General features: G+C 27.1%; 20 protein-coding genes. 17 read left to right on the top strand and 3 right to left on the bottom strand.

Going from position 1 to position 18,978, the window contains the following annotated elements; genetic code table 11:
- Positions 1-119: 119 nt before the first annotated feature.
- A complete protein-coding gene (locus tag KO506_RS16250; protein ID WP_215995979.1) occupies positions 120-2,534 on the top strand; it encodes an outer membrane beta-barrel family protein in 2,415 nt (804 codons plus the stop codon).
- An 85-nt stretch (positions 2,535-2,619) separates the two neighbouring features.
- Here the strand turns inward: KO506_RS16250 and KO506_RS16245 are convergent, their stop codons facing one another.
- Positions 2,620-3,627: a 3-oxoacyl-ACP synthase III family protein gene (locus KO506_RS16245; RefSeq protein ID WP_215995978.1), complete on the bottom strand. Its 1,008-nt coding sequence runs from the start codon at positions 3,625-3,627 to the stop codon at positions 2,620-2,622.
- A 178-nt stretch (positions 3,628-3,805) separates the two neighbouring features.
- Here KO506_RS16245 and htpG point away from each other — a divergent pair, with 178 nt between their 5' ends.
- The 15 genes from htpG (at position 3,806) to KO506_RS16170 (ending at position 17,341) form a co-directional block, all read left to right on the top strand.
- The gene (gene htpG, locus KO506_RS16240; RefSeq protein WP_215995977.1) at positions 3,806-5,713 is read left to right on the top strand and encodes a molecular chaperone HtpG; all 1,908 of its coding nucleotides are present in this window, start codon (positions 3,806-3,808) and stop codon (positions 5,711-5,713) included.
- Between the two features lie 71 nt (positions 5,714-5,784).
- Positions 5,785-6,147: a hypothetical protein gene (locus KO506_RS16235; RefSeq protein WP_215995976.1), complete on the top strand. Its 363-nt coding sequence runs from the start codon at positions 5,785-5,787 to the stop codon at positions 6,145-6,147.
- A 336-nt stretch (positions 6,148-6,483) separates the two neighbouring features.
- On the top strand, positions 6,484-6,822 hold the full coding sequence (locus KO506_RS16230) for a cupin domain-containing protein (RefSeq protein ID WP_215995975.1): 339 nt from the start codon (positions 6,484-6,486) through the stop codon (positions 6,820-6,822).
- Positions 6,823-6,859: 37 nt separating this feature from the next.
- Positions 6,860-8,095, top strand: a complete 1,236-nt coding sequence (locus KO506_RS16225) for a DEAD/DEAH box helicase (RefSeq protein ID WP_215995974.1) — start codon at positions 6,860-6,862, stop codon at positions 8,093-8,095.
- Between the two features lie 121 nt (positions 8,096-8,216).
- Positions 8,217-8,921: a DUF4178 domain-containing protein gene (locus KO506_RS16220; RefSeq protein WP_215995973.1), complete on the top strand. Its 705-nt coding sequence runs from the start codon at positions 8,217-8,219 to the stop codon at positions 8,919-8,921.
- Between the two features lie 6 nt (positions 8,922-8,927).
- Positions 8,928-9,827, top strand: coding sequence for a DUF350 domain-containing protein (locus KO506_RS16215; protein ID WP_215995972.1), 900 nt, complete (start codon positions 8,928-8,930; stop codon positions 9,825-9,827).
- Positions 9,828-11,384: a polyamine aminopropyltransferase gene (locus KO506_RS16210; protein WP_215995971.1), complete on the top strand. Its 1,557-nt coding sequence runs from the start codon at positions 9,828-9,830 to the stop codon at positions 11,382-11,384. It abuts the gene before it with no gap.
- 10 nt (positions 11,385-11,394) lie between these two features.
- Positions 11,395-11,700: an S-adenosylmethionine decarboxylase gene (locus KO506_RS16205; RefSeq protein ID WP_215995970.1), complete on the top strand. Its 306-nt coding sequence runs from the start codon at positions 11,395-11,397 to the stop codon at positions 11,698-11,700.
- A gap of 144 nt (positions 11,701-11,844) precedes the next feature.
- Entirely contained in the window at positions 11,845-12,252 is a 408-nt protein-coding gene (locus tag KO506_RS16200; protein WP_215995969.1) for a carboxypeptidase-like regulatory domain-containing protein, read from the top strand.
- Between the two features lie 5 nt (positions 12,253-12,257).
- Positions 12,258-13,268 carry a transglutaminase domain-containing protein gene (locus KO506_RS16195; RefSeq protein WP_215995968.1) on the top strand — a complete coding sequence of 337 codons (1,011 nt, stop codon included), beginning with the start codon at positions 12,258-12,260 and terminating at the stop codon, positions 13,266-13,268.
- A gap of 254 nt (positions 13,269-13,522) precedes the next feature.
- Entirely contained in the window at positions 13,523-13,963 is a 441-nt protein-coding gene (locus tag KO506_RS16190) for a hypothetical protein (RefSeq protein WP_215995967.1), read from the top strand.
- A 105-nt stretch (positions 13,964-14,068) separates the two neighbouring features.
- Positions 14,069-14,962 (top strand): KPN_02809 family neutral zinc metallopeptidase, encoded by an 894-nt coding sequence (gene ypfJ / locus KO506_RS16185; RefSeq protein WP_215995966.1) that lies wholly within the window; start codon positions 14,069-14,071, stop codon positions 14,960-14,962.
- 15 nt (positions 14,963-14,977) lie between these two features.
- The gene (locus KO506_RS16180) at positions 14,978-15,493 is read left to right on the top strand and encodes a GNAT family N-acetyltransferase (RefSeq protein WP_215995965.1); all 516 of its coding nucleotides are present in this window, start codon (positions 14,978-14,980) and stop codon (positions 15,491-15,493) included.
- A gap of 38 nt (positions 15,494-15,531) precedes the next feature.
- Positions 15,532-16,707, top strand: a complete 1,176-nt coding sequence (locus KO506_RS16175) for a nuclear transport factor 2 family protein (protein WP_215995964.1) — start codon at positions 15,532-15,534, stop codon at positions 16,705-16,707.
- A gap of 7 nt (positions 16,708-16,714) precedes the next feature.
- Positions 16,715-17,341 carry a TMEM175 family protein gene (locus KO506_RS16170; RefSeq protein WP_215995963.1) on the top strand — a complete coding sequence of 209 codons (627 nt, stop codon included), beginning with the start codon at positions 16,715-16,717 and terminating at the stop codon, positions 17,339-17,341.
- On the opposite strand, the gene KO506_RS16165 is transcribed toward KO506_RS16170, so the two are convergent.
- Together KO506_RS16165 and KO506_RS16160 are read right to left on the bottom strand one after the other, a co-directional pair.
- Positions 17,338-17,748 (bottom strand): hypothetical protein, encoded by a 411-nt coding sequence (locus tag KO506_RS16165; RefSeq protein WP_215995962.1) that lies wholly within the window; start codon positions 17,746-17,748, stop codon positions 17,338-17,340. The genes KO506_RS16170 and KO506_RS16165 overlap by 4 nt on opposite strands.
- A complete protein-coding gene (locus tag KO506_RS16160; protein WP_215995961.1) occupies positions 17,735-18,319 on the bottom strand; it encodes an RNA polymerase sigma factor in 585 nt (194 codons plus the stop codon). The genes KO506_RS16165 and KO506_RS16160 overlap by 14 nt, the downstream gene beginning before the upstream one ends.
- Positions 18,320-18,558: 239 nt before the next feature.
- Between KO506_RS16160 and KO506_RS16155 the strand changes: the two genes are divergently transcribed.
- Positions 18,559-18,903 carry a DUF6249 domain-containing protein gene (locus tag KO506_RS16155; RefSeq protein ID WP_215995960.1) on the top strand — a complete coding sequence of 115 codons (345 nt, stop codon included), beginning with the start codon at positions 18,559-18,561 and terminating at the stop codon, positions 18,901-18,903.
- Positions 18,904-18,978 lie beyond the last annotated feature (75 nt).

The raw sequence follows: 18,978 nt of genomic DNA, 5'->3' as shown, positions 1-18,978 counted from the left end.
TAAACCTCATTTTTTGCATCACAAATTTTGAGGTTTTTTTTTAAGAAAATTTTAACTACTTTTAACAAATTTTTTAAAAAACTCTAATTGCTAGGTTATTAAAAAGTTAAAAAAAGTATATGAAAAAGGTTTTTACACTAATTGTGGTTATCATTTGTCATTCATTTTATGCACAAACACAAAGTACTCCCCAAAAAAATGATGGAATTATTTCTGGTAATATTATCGATTTTAAAACAAAAAAAAGTTTACAATATGTAAACATTGTATGTAAAGATAAAACCTCTAAAATTATTTCTGGCGGAATTACAGACAGTAAAGGGAGATTTAAAATAGCCAATTTACCTTTAGATTCAATTTTTGTAGACATCCAATTTATAGGATATAAAACTTTAAAAAAAAGAATTTTTCTATCTAAAGATTCACCAAACCTAACGTTTATAAATATTTCTTTACAAGAAGAAATTAATCAACTTGAACAAGTTAATATAGAAACAGAAACTTCTACTTTCGAAAAAAAAATAGATCGAATAATTATTAATGTAGGTAAAGATTTAGCTTCTACAGGTTCTAATTCTTTGCAAATGCTAGAAAACATTCCTTTAGTAAATGTAGATTATCAATCTGGTAGTATCAATTTAAGAGGTAATAATAATGTTCGGGTTTTAATAGATGGCAAACCCTCTAATTTGTCTTCATCAGATATTTTAAAACAAATCCCTTCTTCATCAGTAAATAAAGTAGAATTAATTACTAATCCATCAGCAAAATACAATCCTGAAGGAATGAGTGGAATTATTAATATTATCCTTAAAAAGGATAAGGTTATTGGTTTTAATGGAACTGTAAATTTTGGTGCAGAACACAGCATAAATACAAGACCTTCTGGTTCTTTCGATTTTAATTACAGAGTAAATAAATTTAATTTTTATGGAAACTATGGTATCGATTTTGGTAAATTCGAAACCTTTTCTTTCTTTAACAGATTGGATAAAAATTTAAATCAAGACCTAATTTTTTTAGATAATTCTACAAATCATTTTGCTAAAATTGGTGTTGATTTTTACATAAATGATAAAAACACTTTATCCTTTTACACAAATCAAAGTTTAACAAATACCGATTTTTACGTAGATAATAAAAGTTCCTTAGATGATAATTTAATTTTTGATTCAGAAAATATATCCATCTTTAAAACAAAAGAAATTACCTACAATTTAGACTATAAATTAAATTTATCTGAAAATGATGAGTACATAGAATTCGAAGTTAATTACACAAAAAGTACAGATCCTCAAGAAGATACAATTTCAGAAAATTTAGACACAACTAATAAAGAATATAATTACAATAATTTTATTTCTGATAATAACTCCATTTTTCTAGCCAATTTAGATTACTCCAAACCCATTAATAATGGCCTTTTAGAAATCGGTTTAGAATCAAGATTTTTAAAAGCTTATAACTCAATAAATACAGATCAAGAAATAAATTCTACACAAAATTCATCAACAATACCTGTGGGTAACTCTAAATTAAATTATGATAGAGATATTTACTCAGCTTATATAAATGTTTCAAAAGAATACAATAAAATCAGTTTTCAAACAGGTTTACGTTTGGAACAATTTAGTTTAAATGGAATATTTTCTAACACCCAACAATTAAATTTAGAACCGATTACTGATAAAATTTTCAAAATTTATCCATCTGCATTTATAACCTATAATCCATCAGAAAAAAATCAATTTCAAATAAGTTATAGCAGAAGAGTTGATAGACCTGGCATAGACCAAATTACACCTATTCAAGAGTGGAACTCACCTCTTTCAATTTCTGTTGGTAATAGAAATTTAGTACCACAGTTCACTAATTCTTTCGAGCTTAATTATACAAAAACAATTAAAAATGGTTATTTAAGTTTTGGTACATTTTATAGAAAAACCAGTAATGTAATTGGTAAAATTATTAATATTGATGCTACAAATTTAGATAGACAAATACTTTCTTATACAAATTATGAAAGTGCAGAAAGTTATGGTATAGAATTCTCATCACGTTTTAGGCCTTTTAACTGGTGGACATTAAGACCAAGTACAAATCTATATTTTCAAGATAATCAAGGTTTTATAAATAATAGCTTAGAAGTAGCTAACAATACTTTATTTACAGCTAGAGTTAGTAATAGCTTAAAAGCTACTAAAAAGTTACGTTTTACGCTATCTGCTTCTTACAGAGGTAACAGTAAAAATATTTTATCAGAAATTGATGATTACTTTTTGGTAAATGTTGCAGCAAGGTATACTGTATTTAATGGTAATGGGGCTATTACAATTAGAGGTACAGATATTTTTGATGGTTATAAAATAGATTTTACAACTACAAATCCTTTTACTCAAGTTGGGCAATTTACTTTAGAATATAACTCAATTTATCTTGGTTTTTCTTACAATTTTGGTAAAGGTAAAAACAGAGAAAGAGATCGTAAATACAGAGAAGAAAACGAAACTGAAGGAAGTATGGGGGTTAATTAAACTTTTATATTTTTAAATTTTAATGCAATAAAAAAAGGTTTTACAAAATGTAAAACCTTTTTTTATTTATAATTAAGTATACAAATTACCAACGAATTATAACAGAACCCCAAGTAAAACCACTACCAAAAGCAGCTAAAACAACTAAATCATTATCTTTTATTTTACCTTTTTCCCAAGCTTCAGTTAATGCTATAATTACAGATGCAGCTGTAGTATTACCATAGTTCATAATATTATTATAAACATTATCATCTGCCAACCTGAACTTCTTTTGTATAAACTGTGCAATTCTCAAATTGGCTTGATGTGGAATTAACATATCTATATCTTCTTTCTGTAAATTATTTGCTTGTAAACCTTCTACAATTGCTTCTGAGAAACGAGTTACAGCATGTTTAAATACAAACTGCCCATTCATATAAGGAAAATAAGAAACATCATCAGGATCATTAGCTTCCATAATTTCTGGAACCCATCTTCCAGTACTTGGGCCTTCTAACATTAATTCTCTTGCGTGTTTACCTTCTGAGTGTAAATGTGATGATAAAATTCCTTTACCTTCTTCTTCGCATCTAGATAGTACTGCAGCTCCAGCTCCATCTCCAAAAATTACAGAAACGTTTCTACCTCTTGTAGATTTTTCTAAACCTCCAGAATGATTTTCAGAACCAATTACCAAAATGTTTTTATACATTCCTGTTTTTATAAATTGATCTGCTACAGACATAGAATAAATAAAACCAGAACATTGGTTTCTAACATCTAAAGCACCAATTGTTGGCATATCTAGCATATCTTGTACACGAACTCCACCTCCAGGAAAATACATGTCTGGACTCAATGTAGCAAACACAATAAAATCAATATCATCCTTAGTTAAACCTGCTCTTTCTATAGCAATCTTAGCAGCTTTTACACCCATTGTTGATGTATCTTCACCAGTTTTTGGGTCTATCCATCTACGTTCTTTGATACCTGTTCTTTCTTGAATCCATTCATCAGAAGTATCCATAAATTCTTTTAAATCGTTGTTCGTCACAACATTTTCTGGAACAAAATACCCTAAGCCAGTGATTTTTGAATTATACATATTTTATTGGTATGTTTTTTATTATTTATTTTTTTGGAATAAGCTAAAATAGTAAAAATTCAATATAAAAGTCTTTTATGCCAATTTTTAATTATGCTGTCATCTTGTCATAAATAAATCTTTGGTATTTTTTTTGACTACTTGTACATCAGAAAATAATATAAAATAAACATAAATTATGAGCAAAGGAAACATTAATGTATCAGTAGAAAATATTTTTCCGCTGATTAAAAAATTCTTGTATTCTGATCACGAAATCTTTTTACGAGAATTAATTTCTAACGGAACTGATGCAACTACAAAATTGAAACACTTAATTTCTATTGGCGAAGCTAAAACTGAATTAGGTGATGCTAAAATAGAAATTAGTATTAATGAAGAAGCAAAAACCTTAACTATTAAAGATCAAGGTTTAGGTATGACAATGGATGAAGTTGAAAAATACATCAACCAAATTGCATTTTCTGGTGCTGAAGAATTTTTAGATAAATATAAAGATGATAAAAACGAAACTGGTGTTATTGGTCACTTTGGTTTAGGTTTTTATTCAGCATTTATGGTAGCTGATAAAGTTGAAATCTTTACAAAATCTTTTAAAGATGCACCTGCTGCTCACTGGACTTGTGATGGTTCTCCTGAATATACTTTAGTAGAAAATGATAAAGCTGATAGAGGTACAGAAATTGTTTTACATATTGCAGAAGATTCTACTGAATTTTTAGAAGAAGGTAAAATTAAAGGTTTGTTAACTAAGTACAATCGTTTTAACCAAGTGCCAATTAAATTCGGTACTAAAAAAGTAAACGATCCAACTCATGAACCACAAACAACTAAAGATGCTGAAGGTAAAGAAACTACTGAACCTCACAGACAAATTGAAGTTGATGATATTATCAATAATACAGACCCAGCTTGGACTAAGAAACCTGCTGATTTAGAAAAGGAAGATTATGATAATTTCTACAGAGAATTGTATCCAATGCAATTTGAGGAGTCATTATTCCACATTCATTTAAATGTAGATTATCCTTTTAACTTAACAGGTATTTTATTCTTTCCTAAGTTAACCCAAAGTATGGATATGCAAAAGGATAAAATACAATTGTATCAAAATCAAGTATATGTAACAGATAATGTTGAGGGAATTGTACCAGACTTTTTACAAATGCTAAAAGGTGTTATTGATTCTCCAGACATTCCTTTAAACGTTTCTCGTTCTTATTTACAGGCTGATGGTGCTGTAAAAAAGATTTCTGGTTACATAACTAAAAAGGTTGCTGATAAATTATCTTCATTATTCAAAAAAGATAGAGCAGATTTTGAGCAAAAATGGAATGACATCAAAGTAATTATTGAATACGGAATGTTATCCGAAGATAAATTCTTTGATAAAGCAAAGAAATTTGCTTTATACCCAACAGTTGCTGATACTTACTTTACTTTTGATGAATTAATTGAAAAAACAAAAGATTCACAGACTGATAAAGAAGGTAATCACGTAATTTTATACGCTTCTAATAAAGATGCTCAACACAGTTACATACAAGAGGCTACTGCAAAAGGATATGAAGTTGTAATTTTAGATTCGCCAATTATTTCGCATTTAATGCAAAAATTAGAAGGTGGAGATGCTAAAGTTAAATTTACAAGAGTAGATGCTGATTTTATTGATAATTTAATTAAAAAAGATGATGCTGTAATTTCTAAATTATCTGATGAAGAAAAAGACAAATTAAAGCCAATTATTGAAGCTGCTGTACCAAAACAAACCTACACAGTTCAATTAGAAGCTATGGATTCTAATTCTTCTCCATTTTTAATTACAGTTCCAGAATTTATGCGTAGAATGAAAGAAATGCAAGCTTCTGGAGGTGGAGGAATGATGGGAATGGGTAATTTTCCTGATATGTATAACTTAATTGTAAATACAAACAACCCATTAGTTTCAGAAATTTTATCTGCAGATGAAGACAAGCAAAAACACTTAATTTCGCAAGCTTTTGATTTAGCAAAATTATCTCAAAACCTATTACATGGTGAAGAGTTAACCAACTTTATTAAACGTTCTTACGAGTTGATTAAATAGTGTAAAAGCTAAAAATACACAAACCTCTTTGAAGATTCAAAGAGGTTTGTTTTTTAATAAATAATTACAATATGCAACTGAAACAATTTTTCGTTTTTTTATTGATTCTGATAATATCAGTTGTAGAATCTCCTGCTTATTCTCATAGTAATTCTTCAGAATATCATCAGTATTCAAAATCATTTCAGAATAAAAAACTTAGTCTTAAAAAAACTAAACACATAGTTTTAAAGCAAAACGATTCCAACGAATATCTTCTTGGTTTTATTTTAGAAAACATTCATTTTAAAAATGTTTTTCAAAATAAAATTAGACTTATTTTAAAACTTCAAAAGCAATTATTTCGAGAAATTGCTTATCAGAATAATCAACATATTTTTTTACTCCAGAAAATTACTGTTAGTAATTTAAAATCAAATTTATACATAGCTTAAAACTCATTTTTTAAGCAAATGCTGAAAAGCAATCGATGATAAAAAACTAAGTTTCACTATTTATCATTATATAAATGTATAAAACAAACAACTATTCAAAAAAGTTCAAACACTTATTACTTTGGATTAAAAGAAAAACAATCTTAATTATAACTGCCTTAATGCTTGGATTTTCTAACTCAATAAATGAAGAGGATAAATCTATTTTTGGTAATCAACATTACATAGAACAACAAGATAAAAAAGAATGATAGAATATTTATAGTTCCATTATTTCCAAAATGTAATCCATTAGATTAATAGTTTTTGTAAATTAGAATTATAAAATAAACATTAATGAAATTAGTCCATACAAATCAATTACCAGAAATTGGTACAAGTCATGATGATGCTATAAAGAAAAAAGTTTTTATCAAAAAAAATGAAGTGCCACAATTAATGATGTTTGGTTCTGCAACTTTTACTCCTGGTCAAGAAGTAGAAACGCACAAGCACGATTCTATGTACGAAGTTTTCTATATTCAAACAGGCAAAGCCGAATTTATTGTAAATGATAAAAAACTAATTGTAACATCTGGAGATTGTATTACTATAGAGCAAGGCGAATATCATTCTATGCGTAATCCTTTTAACGAAAATGTTACTTGGGTTTATTTTGGTATTGCTACAGACTAACAATTCTATTTAAACTAACTTTGCCAAAAAATAATACATGCAGTTTTCTGAATTACCTTTACATAAATCCATTTTAAAAGCAGTTGCAGAACAACGCTTTCACAAACCAACTTTAGTTCAAGAAAAAACCATTCCATTGGTTTTGGCTAAAAAAAATGTAATTGTTTCTGCACAAACTGGAACAGGAAAAACAGCTGCTTTTGCCTTGCCTATTATCGAATTATTGTTTGATAAACAAGACGCAGAAAAAGGCGAAAAAAAGATAAAATCTTTGGTGGTTACTCCTACTCGTGAGTTGGCAATTCAGATTTTAGAGAACTTTAAATCTTACAGTAAATATTCTAATTTAAGATCTACAGCTGTTTTTGGTGGAGTTTCTTTAGAACCGCAAAAAGAAATTTTAGCTAAAGGTGTAGATATTTTAGTTGCAACACCTGGTAGATTAATCGATTTACAAATGCAAGGTAATATCGATTTAAGTCAGCTAGAAATTCTAGTTTTAGACGAAGCTGATTTAATGTTAGACATGGGTTTTATTAATGATGTAAAAAAGATTGAAAAACTTTGTCCTAGAAAAAAACAAACGCTTTTATTTTCTGCAACTATTCCTGATAAAATTGATGAATTAGCACAATCTGTTCTTAAAAATGCGACTAAAGTAGAAATTAATCCAGAAGAAACTACTGCAAAAAACATTGGCCAATTATTATATTATTTACCAAAAAAGAACAAAACAGATTTATGTTTGCATTTGCTTAGAAATACAATAAATGGTAAAATAATCATTTTTAGACGCACCAAATTTGGTGTTGATAAACTTGAGCAAACTTTAATAAAAAACGGTTACAATGTTGCTAGTATTCATGGAGATAAAACTCAAGGAGTTAGAAACAAGGCAATAGAAGATTTTAAAACTAAAAAAGCTTCTATTTTAATTGCTACTGATGTTGCTGCACGTGGAATTGACATTACAAATGTAGATGCCATTATTAATTTTGACATTCCTAATGTACCTGAAATTTATGTACATAGAATTGGTAGAACTGGTAGAGCTGGAAAATCTGGAATTGCATTTTCTTTTTGTTCGCCAGATGAAAACAGTTATATCAAAACAATCGAAAATTTAATTGAAAAATCGATTAAGGTAATTGAAGATCATCCTTATCCGATCAACAAACCAAAACACATCAAAAAGCAACCAAATACTGTAAGCAAACACAAAAAAAGCAGAAAATCTACGGCTTCTAAAAAGAACAAAAAGCGCTGGTATTAAAATTTTTATATATAAAAATACAATCCTATTTATAAAATTTTAGGCTAAGGATAATTTATAGCATATAAATTTCAGAAAACCGAATCTTTTTAAGATATTGTGTTCGTAATTTTTACAAAAAATGGCTATAAAATTAAAAACGGGCTACACCTTTTTTTATAAAAATAGACTTTGGAGGGTAACTGAGGTTTATAAAATAAAATGGGAAGATGGCACAAAATCTGAAGAATTTAAAGTAAAACCGAAATCAGGAAACATCAACTATCTTGAAATAGAAACAAGTAAAGATGGTAAAAAAAGTTACTCTTTTTGGTCTAAACATAATGATAAGAGTTTTCTTAGAAAAAGTCAGAAATTAGTTAAAGATTTTGTTGCTTTAGGTTCTGCAAAATTCCCAACAAATTTAACTTACAGAGGAGTACATTATACTTTTGATGAAAAAACTGACGGTATTTGCGATTATGGGTATGAAAAAGAGAAAGTAAATGCTTTAGATTATATTGATAAAACTAAGACTAAGTTTTTAGCCATTGAATTATGGGATGACGAAATTGAAGTTTCTACAGGAATCCTAATCCAAGAAAATGCAATTTCTAAAATAGAAAAAGGTAATCCACCTTTATTAGATTCGCCTATTTTAAAATTTATTGGTAAATATATAGCTATCATACTAATTTTTGGTTTTATAGGTTTATCTAGCCTTTTAAATCGATGCTCAAACAACAATTCTTGGAATAGCGATTCTAATTATAACAAAAACGATTCTACTAAAGTTTACAGAAATAATAACTACTACAGAAGTAGAAGTAGTGGCTTTGGAAAATAAATAATTATGGAAAAATCTACACTACTTTGGGTTGGAGAAACTTTTTTTTACATTCTCTTGTTTTTTATTCTCTTTATAATTTCTAAGATAATTTTTAAATTTAGAAACAGAAAAATTAATCTTGATAACGAATTAACAACAAAAGACAATGTTGCTTTTTCAATTTTAACTACGGGTTATTTTATTGGTATTCTTATAATTTTTTTAGGAGTTATTCAAGGTGAATCTTATGGCTACATTAATGATGCGCTACTTGTTTTAAGTTATGGATTATTTGGCAACCTACTTTTAGTTATTTCTTCAATTTTTAATGAAAAAGTTGTTTTTGCTAAAAAATTTAAGCTTTATAAAGAAATTATTAAAGACGAAAATAATGGAACAGGTTTTATAGAAGCTGCAAATTTTATTGGTTCTTCATTAATTATTTACGGTGCTATAAACGGAAAAGCAATCAACATGTTTCCAAGTTTAGAAAAAGTTGGTTTATATATTTCTGGTTTTATTAGTTTATTGATTTTTTGGCTTATAGGACAATTTATCCTTTTTATCTTTTTACAGATTTATAAAAAAATATCAAAATATAATATTTTAGAAGAAATAGAAAAAGACAATGTAGCAGTTGGTATTGTGTATGCTAGTATTTTTGTTTCCATCTCTTATTTGTATTCACAAGCAATTAAAGGTGATATAATTTCTTGGTTTTTAACTTTAGAAAACGTATTTTATTATATGGGCTTAGGTATTATTTTACTACCAATATCTAGAGTTGTTGTCGATAAAATTATTCTACCTAACAGCAGCTTAACAGATGAAATTGTTAATCAAAAAATTCCTAATCAAGGAGCAGCTTTAATAGAGGCATTTGCTTATTTGGGTAGTGCTATTTTAATAAGTTATTGTATTTAAATGCCAACCAACAAGCAAAAAAGAAACTTATTATTTTCTGCATTATTTGCCACAGGTTTGTCTGGCATTGTTGCAGAATATTGTTTTGCTACTTTATCTACCTATTTTGTGGGCGATTCTGTTAAGCAATGGTCTATTATAATTTCTTTAATGCTTTTTAGCATGGGTATTGGTAGTAGAATTACAAAAACCTTTAATGGAAATGTTTTTAAATTATTTATAATTACTGAGTTTACACTTTCTATTGTTGTTTCTTTTTCTGCTGTTTTTACATATTATTTAGCATCGCAAGTAGAATACATAGGTGTTTTTATTTATGCTTTATCCATAATTACTGGTACACTAATAGGTATGGAATTACCTTTAGCAATGCGTTTAAATGATGAGTTTCAATCTCTAAAATTTAATGTAGCCAACGTTTTAGAAAAAGATTATTATGGTAGTTTAATTGGTGGTTTATTCTTTGTTTTTATAGGATTACCTTATTTAGGACTAACATATACCCCATTTATTTTAGGTTTTATAAACTTGTTTGTTGCCTTACTTTTATTAATCTTTTTTAAAGATAGCATCCAAAAACAACAACAAAAAATATTTTTTTCTATAGCTGCATTTTTAATTACCATTCTTATTTCTGGTAGCTTTTTTTCTGATAAAATTATCATGTATGGAGAACAAATTAAATACAAAGACAAAATTGTATTTAAAGAACAATCTATCTATCAAAAAATAGTAGTTACCAAATGGAAAAATGATTATTGGCTATATTTAAATGATAATTTACAGTTCTCTACTTTTGATGAACCTTTGTATCACGAAGTTTTAGTGCATCCAATAATGCAAGTTTTACAACAACCTCAAAAAATCTTAATTCTTGGTGGTGGAGATGGTTGTGCAGCAAGAGAACTTCTAAAATACAAAACCACAGAAAAAATAACTTTAGTAGATTTAGATAAAAAGTTAACAGATTTATTTATTAATGAGCCTGTTTTAGCTTCTATTAACAAAAATGCTCTTACCAACAACAAGTTAAACATTATTAACAAAGATGGGTTTACTTTTTTAGAAGAAACCAACGATTTTTACGACTTGATAATTATAGATTTACCAGATCCAAGAAATGTAGAATTATCTCGATTATATTCTAAAGAATTTTATGAATTGTGTAATATTAAATTGACGCCAAATGGAGGAATTATTACCCAAGCAGGTAGTCCTTATTATACACCTTATGCTTATCAATGCATAAAAAAAACAATGGATAATGCAAATTTTACAACTCTAGCTTTGCATAATCAAATTCTTACAATGGGAGAATGGGGTTGGATTGCTGGTATTAAAAGAAAAATCTCGAAAAAAGAAATTAACAAATCAATACTAAAATTTAACAATGCTAAGATTGCTACAAAATGGTTAAATAAAGAATCCATGCATTTAATAACCAATTTTGGCAAAAATTTTTATGAGAAAAACACTATAGATTCCATAAAAGTAAATCAAATTAGCAACCCTGTTTTATATCACTATTACAACAAAGGAAACTGGGACACTTACTAACCTTATTTAAATGAAAGAAAAATATGTATCTCTAAAAGCAGAAATGTTTCATTTTGAAAAATGGATATCAATTACAAATCCAGAAACTTTAAAGTCAAATTTTAATGATTTTCTAGTAAATTCTGGTTTTACAATTGTAAATTTTACCGAACATTATTTTCCTATAAAAGGCTATACTTGCGTTTGGGTTTTAGCAGAAAGCCATTTGGCTATTCATACTTTTCCTCAAAAAAACACTTCATACATCCAAATTAGTAGTTGTAATCTCGAAAAATTAGAGCATTTTAAAACTGTCTTAAAAAATATTAAAATCTAGTAGATTTTGTTTTTAACAATTCAGATTTTCAATTTCCCTAAATAAAAAGTAACTTTAACCTTTAAAAAAGAATCAGTTACTAAATATCATTTTTAAAACTAAGCCTTCTAGACTAATTTTGATATAAATTTAAAATATATTATTATGAAAACTATTCCAACATTTACTACAAAGCAACCTACATTTATTTTATTAGGATTATTTTTATCACTTTTCTTTTTTTCATCAGAATTAAGTGCTCAAGATCTTCTAGTTAAAGGTATTGTAAAAGGGCAAACTTACGAAGAAACCGAAGTTTTAAACGGTGCAAACATCTTTTTAAAAGGAACCAACATAGGAACGAGTTCAAACAAAAAAGGTGAATTTACTTTCCCTAAAAGATTAAAAGCTGGCGATATTTTAGAAGTTTCTTACTTGGGTTTTATTACCAAAAGAATTAAAATTGGCGCAAATTCAACTTATTTAAAAATCACTTTACAAGAAGATGATAACCAAATGTTAGGCGCACTAAATAGCAATAAACGTTTTAAATCTAAAAGAAATAAAGAATAGGTTTTATGCCAAAAACTACACTCTTTTTCCTTTTATTTTACGCAAGTTTATGTTTTTCTCAACAATCTGATTTTAAACATATAAATTTTACTAAAGCAGATAGAATTGCTAATACTACCAAAACTAAAAGGTTGTATGAGTTAAATAAACTTACATACAATTTAACCAACAATCTAGAGACTGACGTAGAAAAGCTAAGAGCTATTTATGTCTGGATTTGCAATAATATTGCTAACGACTTTAGGTTGTATACATTAAACGAAAGAAAAAGAAATCGTTTTGAAAAAGATTCTCTAAAATTAGAAAATTGGAATTCTAAATTTAAAAAAACACTATTTAAAAAGTTACTAAAAAAGAAAAAAACCATTTGTACTGGTTATGCTTATTTACTAAAAGAAATGTGTAAAATAATAGGTATAGAATCTTATATGGTTAATGGTTTTGCAAGAACTGCAACTGTAGATTTTTCTAAACTTACCATGCCAAATCATACTTGGAATGTTGTAAAACTAAATAACAAATGGTATTTATGCGACCCAACTTGGTCTACAGGAATTTCTTTTCCAGAAGAAGGTAGATTTCAATTCATTTACAATGATGGTTATTTTTTAGCAGATCCTGAATTGTTTTTCTTAAACCATTTTCCTGCTGATAATCAATTTTCTTTATTAGGTGAAACTGCTCCAAATTTTATAGAATACACTGAATTACCTTTAATTTATGGTGATGCTTTTACAACTATTAAAGAACATATTTCCCCCAATAAAATGGATCATATTTTAAAAAAGAACTCCGTTTTTACTTTTCAATATCTTTTAAAAGAAAATCAGAACATCAATAAAATAAAATTTATTATTGATAATGGAGCATCAGAAAAAACAATAAAACCAGAATTTCATAAAAAAAATAACATTTTAACCTTAAATCACACTTTTAAAAATAAAGGTTTTTTTGATGTTCATCTGTATTTAGAAAACAAATTAATTGCTACATACACTTTTAAAATCACTAATTAAATTACTGAGAATCAAAAGCATTAATGCAGAATCTATTATTCCTTTTAATATTTCAAAAATTATATTCACTGTATTAAGAGAACATCTAAATCTAGTTTAAAATTTTCTTTATGATCAAAAGATGAAAATATTTTTATAAAACGATTAAAAATTTAATTGAAATATAGAGATAGATTATTCAAGAACTTCCTTATCTTATAAACAACTAAAACTTATTTTAGAATTAAAGATTTATCAGCCTAAAGACATTGAAAATGAAAACTAAAATTAAAATTTTTAAAGCAATTATTCTAAGTGTTTTTTTAGGATTACTAGTTTCTTGTAATAATAAAAACAATGTTCAAGACCCATTAAAAGGTGTTTGGAAATTAGATGCTTTTTACACTTTAGCAAACTCAGATACTATTGTAAAAGAATACAATAAAGTACAGCACAAAATATATTTGAATGGCCATGTACTTTGGAATACAGATACAGATAAAAACGGTGTAGATTGGAGTGGTTATGGAACTTACACTTTTAAGAATGATACCATTACTGAAAAATTGACGTCAACTTCAAGATCTATGAAAAGTGATGTAAATACTTACGTAATTCCAATTGAATTTAATACAAATTCTTATAAGCAAGTAAATACATATTATAGAAATGACACCATTTTTAAAAATATAGAAATCTTTACTAAAATTGATTAATTAAGTGAATAAGCACTACTAACAATTTAATGATGGCTTAAGAATAACTGTTTAAGTTTCTATAAATTTATTACTTTTAAGCCTCAATAGAAACATGAAGAAATTATGAAATGGAGAAGCACTAAGAGAAGTTCTAATGTAGATGATAGAAGAGGCCAAAGTTCTGGTAGAGGATTTAGTGGAGGAAGTGGTTTAGCAGGAATGTTAATTCCGTTAATCCTAAAACTAGTTAGCACAAAAAAAGGATTAATTATTGTAGCTGTTGTTGGTCTATTAATGTATTTTTCTGGTATTAATCCTTTACAGTTTTTATCTGGTGGATCTACCAATCAAATACAAAATACAAATTATAAAGGTACAGCTTCAGAAAACGAATTAGCAGAATTTAGTAATCGAGTTTTAAGAAGTACAGAAGATGTTTGGAATAACATTTTAAATAATTACCAAGAACCTAAACTGGTTTTATTTACCAATTCAGTTTCTTCTGCTTGTGGATCTGCATCTAGTGCAACTGGCCCTTTTTATTGCCCTGGAGACAACCAATTGTATATCGATTTAAGTTTTTTTCAAGAAATGGAAACCAAATTAAATGCTCCTGGAGATTTTGCACAAGCTTATGTAATTGCTCATGAAGTTGGGCATCATATTCAAAATTTAATGGGTACTACAGATAAAATGCAACAATTAAGAGGTAGAGTAAGCCAAAAAGAATACAATCAATTTTCTGTAAAACTAGAATTACAAGCAGATTTTTTAGCTGGTGTTTGGGCGCATCATGCTAAAAACATGAACTTAATTATAGATGATGGTGATTTGCAAGAAGCTCTAAATGCTGCTTTTGCTATTGGTGATGATCGTTTACAAAAACAATCTTCTGGTAGAGTTGTGCCAGATTCTTTTACGCACGGAACTTCCGCTCAAAGAATGCGTTGGTTTAAGAAAGGTTTTGAAACTGGAGACATTAATCAAGGGGATACTTTTAGTTCAACTACTTTATAATTTTTAGGTTGATAAATGCATAAAATTGTAAAAGCAACACTTAAAGATGCTAAACTTTTATCAAAATTAAGTATTGATACATTTTTACCTGCACATGGACATTCTGCTACTAAAACTGATATAGATAATTATGTTGCAGAAAATTTTAGTGAAAAAAACTTCGTTATAGAATTATTAGACTCCAAAAATGAATACTATCTTTTTTATGCTGATGATAAAATTGCAGGATATTCAAAAATAGTTTTTAATAAAATTAACAAAAACATAGCCGCTAAAAACACAACGTATATGAGCAGATTGTATTTTTTGAAAGAATTTTATGGTTTAGGGTTAGGTAAAATTTTATTCGATTTTAACATACAACTCAGCAAAAAGCATAATCAATCTGGTATTTGGTTAGCAGTTTGGATAGAAAACCAAAAAGGGATAAAGTTCTACAAAAAAATGGGTTTTAGAAAAGTTGGTAGTTTAGATTTTAAAATATCAGAAACACATAGCAACCCAAATCATATTATGTATTTAGAAATTTAAATTTTTGTTTTATTATCTTTGAGAAAAACGATGTTAAAATGAAAAAATTAATTCTTCTCTTTTTACTTATATCAACCTTAATTACTGCACAAACAAATACTGAAATTCATCTTTTTGATATTGAAATTTCTGGTGAAAGTTATAAACTTACAAACGGCAAAAATATATCTAACAACAAAGGTTATGACAGCCAACCGTATTTTTATAATGATAATCTTGTTTTGTTTGCATCTGCCAGAAATGGGCAAACAGATATTGCAAAATACAATGTAAGAGATCAAGAAATATCCTATATTAATAATACAGAAAATGGTGGTGAATATTCCCCTCAGAAAATACCGAATTCAAAAAATGTTTCTGCTGTAAGACTAGATAATGATGGTTTGCAACGTTTTTATACCTATAATTTTAAAACTGGTAAAGACAAAGAATTGTTACCAAATTTAAAAGTTGCTTATCCTTTTTGGTTAAATAAAAATACATTAATTGCTTCTGTAATTGTAAATGATAGTTTGCACCTTATTGCATCAAACTTAAAAAATAAAACCAATACTACTGTTGCCAAAATGGTGGGTAGATCAATTCATAAAATACCAAATTCTAACTTGGTTAGTTTTATAAGCAAAGAAAATAAAGAATATTGGTTATTAAAATCTCTGAACCCTGAAACACAGGTAATTAAAACAATTTGCTCTTTAGGTAAATCTGAAGATGTTACTTGGTTAACAAATGGTACTTTATTAATTTCTAAAGGGAATTCTATTTACAAATTCAATCCGCAGAAAGATAAAAACCTTAGTTTATTTTTTAATTTTACTGATGAGAATATAAATAATATTTCCAGAATTGCCGTAAATACAACAAGTACAAAACTAGCTATTGTTGCAGAAGTTTCTCCTGAATATTTAGCAGAAGAACAATTACAAGGTTACAATAAAAGAGATATAGATGCATTTTTAAAACCTTATGCTAAAAATGTAAAAGTGTTTAATTTTCCGAATAAAATAAATTATGTAGGTGTAGAAAAAATGAGAGAAAACTATGCTTCATTTTTTAAAAATACGCCAGATTTACATTGTGAAATTTTAAAAAGAATTGTTTATAAAGATAAAGTAATAGACCACGAATTGGTTACAGCAAATGGAAGAACGTTTAAAGCAGTTGCTATTTATACAATGAAAAACGGAAAAATTACAAGTGTAACTTTTATGTAAATTAATAATGAAATTCATACACTCAAAAGACAGATTAGAAAGCGTTTCAGATGGCGTTTTTGCGTTTGCGGCTACTTTAATGGTTGTAAATATTGGTATAAATACCTCAATTACTTCTTTTACAGACGAACTACCCAATTTTATAAGTTTTGCAGTTAGTTTTTTCGTAATGATGGCCATTTGGAAAGTACATTACAACTTTTATAGAAGAACAAACTATATTGATAATTGGATTATTGGCTTAAATATGGTTTTACTTTTTACAGTATTATTTTACATATTTCCAATACGTTCTCTTTTAAATACAGGAATTGGAGGTGAAATGATTAGTAAAGAAAATTTTTCGAATATTTTTCAATTATACAGTATTGGGTTTTCTTTAATTTTTATCTGCTTTCATTTACTCTATTTTAGAGCCTATAAAAAAGACAGAGAAAATGATAAAAATTTAAAGTTACTATTTTATTCTAGGCACTTTTTAATTTTTATTCTGGTAGGTATTATCTCTTTTCTATTGGCTAAATTTCAAGTAGGTTTAATGTATGGAGTTCCTGGTTTTATTTATGCTTTTTTAGGTCCTTTATGTTACTTTCACTCTGTTAGATTTCATAAAAAACACAATTTAAAATATTAATGAAACTTTTTATTAAAGTGCTTTTTTAAAAACACAACTTGGGCTACTATCATTAATCCAAAGAAAAATATTGCATAAAAAACTGTATTTGATAGATTTATAGCTGGTAAAAAATTCGGGATTTGAATTTTATCTAAAAATGAAAAATTAAATTCTAAAGAGTTTATTAAACTCTTTTCCGAAGTTTTAAAAGGAATTAAAATTACAGCTAAAACAAAAATAGAAATAATTGCCCATCCTTTTTTAGAAATTAAAGCTTTCGTTTTAAAAACTTTAGATTTACTTTCTTCTAAAATATTTTTCATTAAAGAAGCTGTAAAATCTGCTGATGGTTTTTCTTGCTCAATTTCTTTTACATACTTTTTAGCAAAAGCATCTAATTCGTTTATATGTTTATTTTCTCCCATAATTTTCTATAATTTCTGGTTCAACATTTTCTTTAACAATAGTCAATAATTTTTTTCTTGCTCTATGTAATTTTACTTTTAAATTGGCTTCAGATAAAGAAGTTACTTCCATAATTTCTTTTAAAGATAATTCATCATAATAAAACATCCAAATTATAGTACGTTGTTCATCAGGTAATTTTTGCAAACAAACATCCATAATCTTTGAGCGTTCTTTTCTTTCAATACCTTGTAAAATAGTTTCTACTGCTTGTATTTGATTAAATGTAATTTCATTAATTTCAAAAGTTGCATTATTATTTCTATTCTTTTTTATGGCATCTAAGCTTGTATGATAAGCAATTCTATACAACCATGTAGAAAATTTAGAATCGCCTTTAAAATTCTCTAAATTTTTAAACGCTTTTATAAATGTATCTTGACTTATTTCTTCTGCCTCTTCTCTACTCTTTGTCATTTTAAACGCCAAACTGAACACCATATTCTTATAATTATCAACAAGATGTGCAAATGCATTAACATCTCCATTGATGATTTTTGTAATATAAAGTTGGTCGTTTTTGTTGGTCATTTATATTATGACTGACTATTGCATAATTAGGTTACACTTTTTTGTGTTTTTTTATCAGATTAAAAATAAAAAAAGTTTTTCACCTTATTAATAACTTCTATAATTTTAAAACTGATCTTTTTACTCTTTTAAATAAAACTTTAAAAAAAATTGAATCTTTTTGTAACCTTAATTTAAAATTTGTCGTCAAAGCTACAAACACAATAAAATTAATCATTTAAACTTTAAAATTATAAATTATGGAAATCGCAGTTTTAGCAATAATATTTGGTAGCATCTTTGGAGTATTTTATTTATTCTTCTCTACAAGAAATAAAGAAAGGTTGGCCTTAATAGAAAAAGGAGTTGAAGCCTCAATTTTTATGAAAGGGCATCAAAAAACCTCATCTTCTACAGGTAAATTTATCATCTTAAATTTAGCAGTTTTATTAATGGGAATTGGGCTTGGCGTATTTTTAGCTCTTTTATTAGATACTTATACAACTATGGATAGTGATGGTATTTACCCTGCTTGTATTTTCTTTATGGCTGGTGTTGGCTTATTTGTAGGCTTTACATTAACTAAAAAATTAGATAAAGAATAAAGTTTCGTTAAAACATACCTTAAACCACTTTATTTAACATAAAGTGGTTTTCTGTTTTTAAAAAGTGAAGTATCT

It is taken from the genome of Polaribacter vadi (assembly GCF_018861005.1).
GTDB classification, from domain to species: domain Bacteria; phylum Bacteroidota; class Bacteroidia; order Flavobacteriales; family Flavobacteriaceae; genus Polaribacter; species Polaribacter vadi_A.
The sequence above is the reverse complement of the archived record's forward strand: the minus strand, read 5'-3'. Positions and strand labels throughout refer to the sequence as shown.

What these genes read in the sequence shown, in the direction of transcription:
- KO506_RS16155 (WP_215995960.1), top strand. Translation starts at nt 18,559, where the DNA reads ATGGAAATCGCAGTTTTAGCAATAATATTTGGTAGCATCTTTGGAGTA.
- KO506_RS16190 (WP_215995967.1), top strand. Translation starts at nt 13,523, where the DNA reads ATGAAAACTAAAATTAAAATTTTTAAAGCAATTATTCTAAGTGTTTTT.
- KO506_RS16225 (WP_215995974.1), top strand. Translation starts at nt 6,860, where the DNA reads ATGCAGTTTTCTGAATTACCTTTACATAAATCCATTTTAAAAGCAGTT.
- KO506_RS16160 (WP_215995961.1), bottom strand. Translation starts at nt 18,319, where the DNA reads ATGACCAACAAAAACGACCAACTTTATATTACAAAAATCATCAATGGA.
- htpG (WP_215995977.1), top strand. Translation starts at nt 3,806, where the DNA reads ATGAGCAAAGGAAACATTAATGTATCAGTAGAAAATATTTTTCCGCTG.
- KO506_RS16195 (WP_215995968.1), top strand. Translation starts at nt 12,258, where the DNA reads ATGCCAAAAACTACACTCTTTTTCCTTTTATTTTACGCAAGTTTATGT.
- KO506_RS16200 (WP_215995969.1), top strand. Translation starts at nt 11,845, where the DNA reads ATGAAAACTATTCCAACATTTACTACAAAGCAACCTACATTTATTTTA.
- KO506_RS16220 (WP_215995973.1), top strand. Translation starts at nt 8,217, where the DNA reads ATGGCTATAAAATTAAAAACGGGCTACACCTTTTTTTATAAAAATAGA.
- KO506_RS16235 (WP_215995976.1), top strand. Translation starts at nt 5,785, where the DNA reads ATGCAACTGAAACAATTTTTCGTTTTTTTATTGATTCTGATAATATCA.
- KO506_RS16230 (WP_215995975.1), top strand. Translation starts at nt 6,484, where the DNA reads ATGAAATTAGTCCATACAAATCAATTACCAGAAATTGGTACAAGTCAT.
- KO506_RS16175 (WP_215995964.1), top strand. Translation starts at nt 15,532, where the DNA reads ATGAAAAAATTAATTCTTCTCTTTTTACTTATATCAACCTTAATTACT.
- ypfJ (WP_215995966.1), top strand. Translation starts at nt 14,069, where the DNA reads ATGAAATGGAGAAGCACTAAGAGAAGTTCTAATGTAGATGATAGAAGA.
- KO506_RS16165 (WP_215995962.1), bottom strand. Translation starts at nt 17,748, where the DNA reads ATGGGAGAAAATAAACATATAAACGAATTAGATGCTTTTGCTAAAAAG.
- KO506_RS16170 (WP_215995963.1), top strand. Translation starts at nt 16,715, where the DNA reads ATGAAATTCATACACTCAAAAGACAGATTAGAAAGCGTTTCAGATGGC.
- KO506_RS16245 (WP_215995978.1), bottom strand. Translation starts at nt 3,627, where the DNA reads ATGTATAATTCAAAAATCACTGGCTTAGGGTATTTTGTTCCAGAAAAT.
- KO506_RS16205 (WP_215995970.1), top strand. Translation starts at nt 11,395, where the DNA reads ATGAAAGAAAAATATGTATCTCTAAAAGCAGAAATGTTTCATTTTGAA.
- KO506_RS16215 (WP_215995972.1), top strand. Translation starts at nt 8,928, where the DNA reads ATGGAAAAATCTACACTACTTTGGGTTGGAGAAACTTTTTTTTACATT.
- KO506_RS16180 (WP_215995965.1), top strand. Translation starts at nt 14,978, where the DNA reads ATGCATAAAATTGTAAAAGCAACACTTAAAGATGCTAAACTTTTATCA.
- KO506_RS16210 (WP_215995971.1), top strand. Translation starts at nt 9,828, where the DNA reads ATGCCAACCAACAAGCAAAAAAGAAACTTATTATTTTCTGCATTATTT.
- KO506_RS16250 (WP_215995979.1), top strand. Translation starts at nt 120, where the DNA reads ATGAAAAAGGTTTTTACACTAATTGTGGTTATCATTTGTCATTCATTT.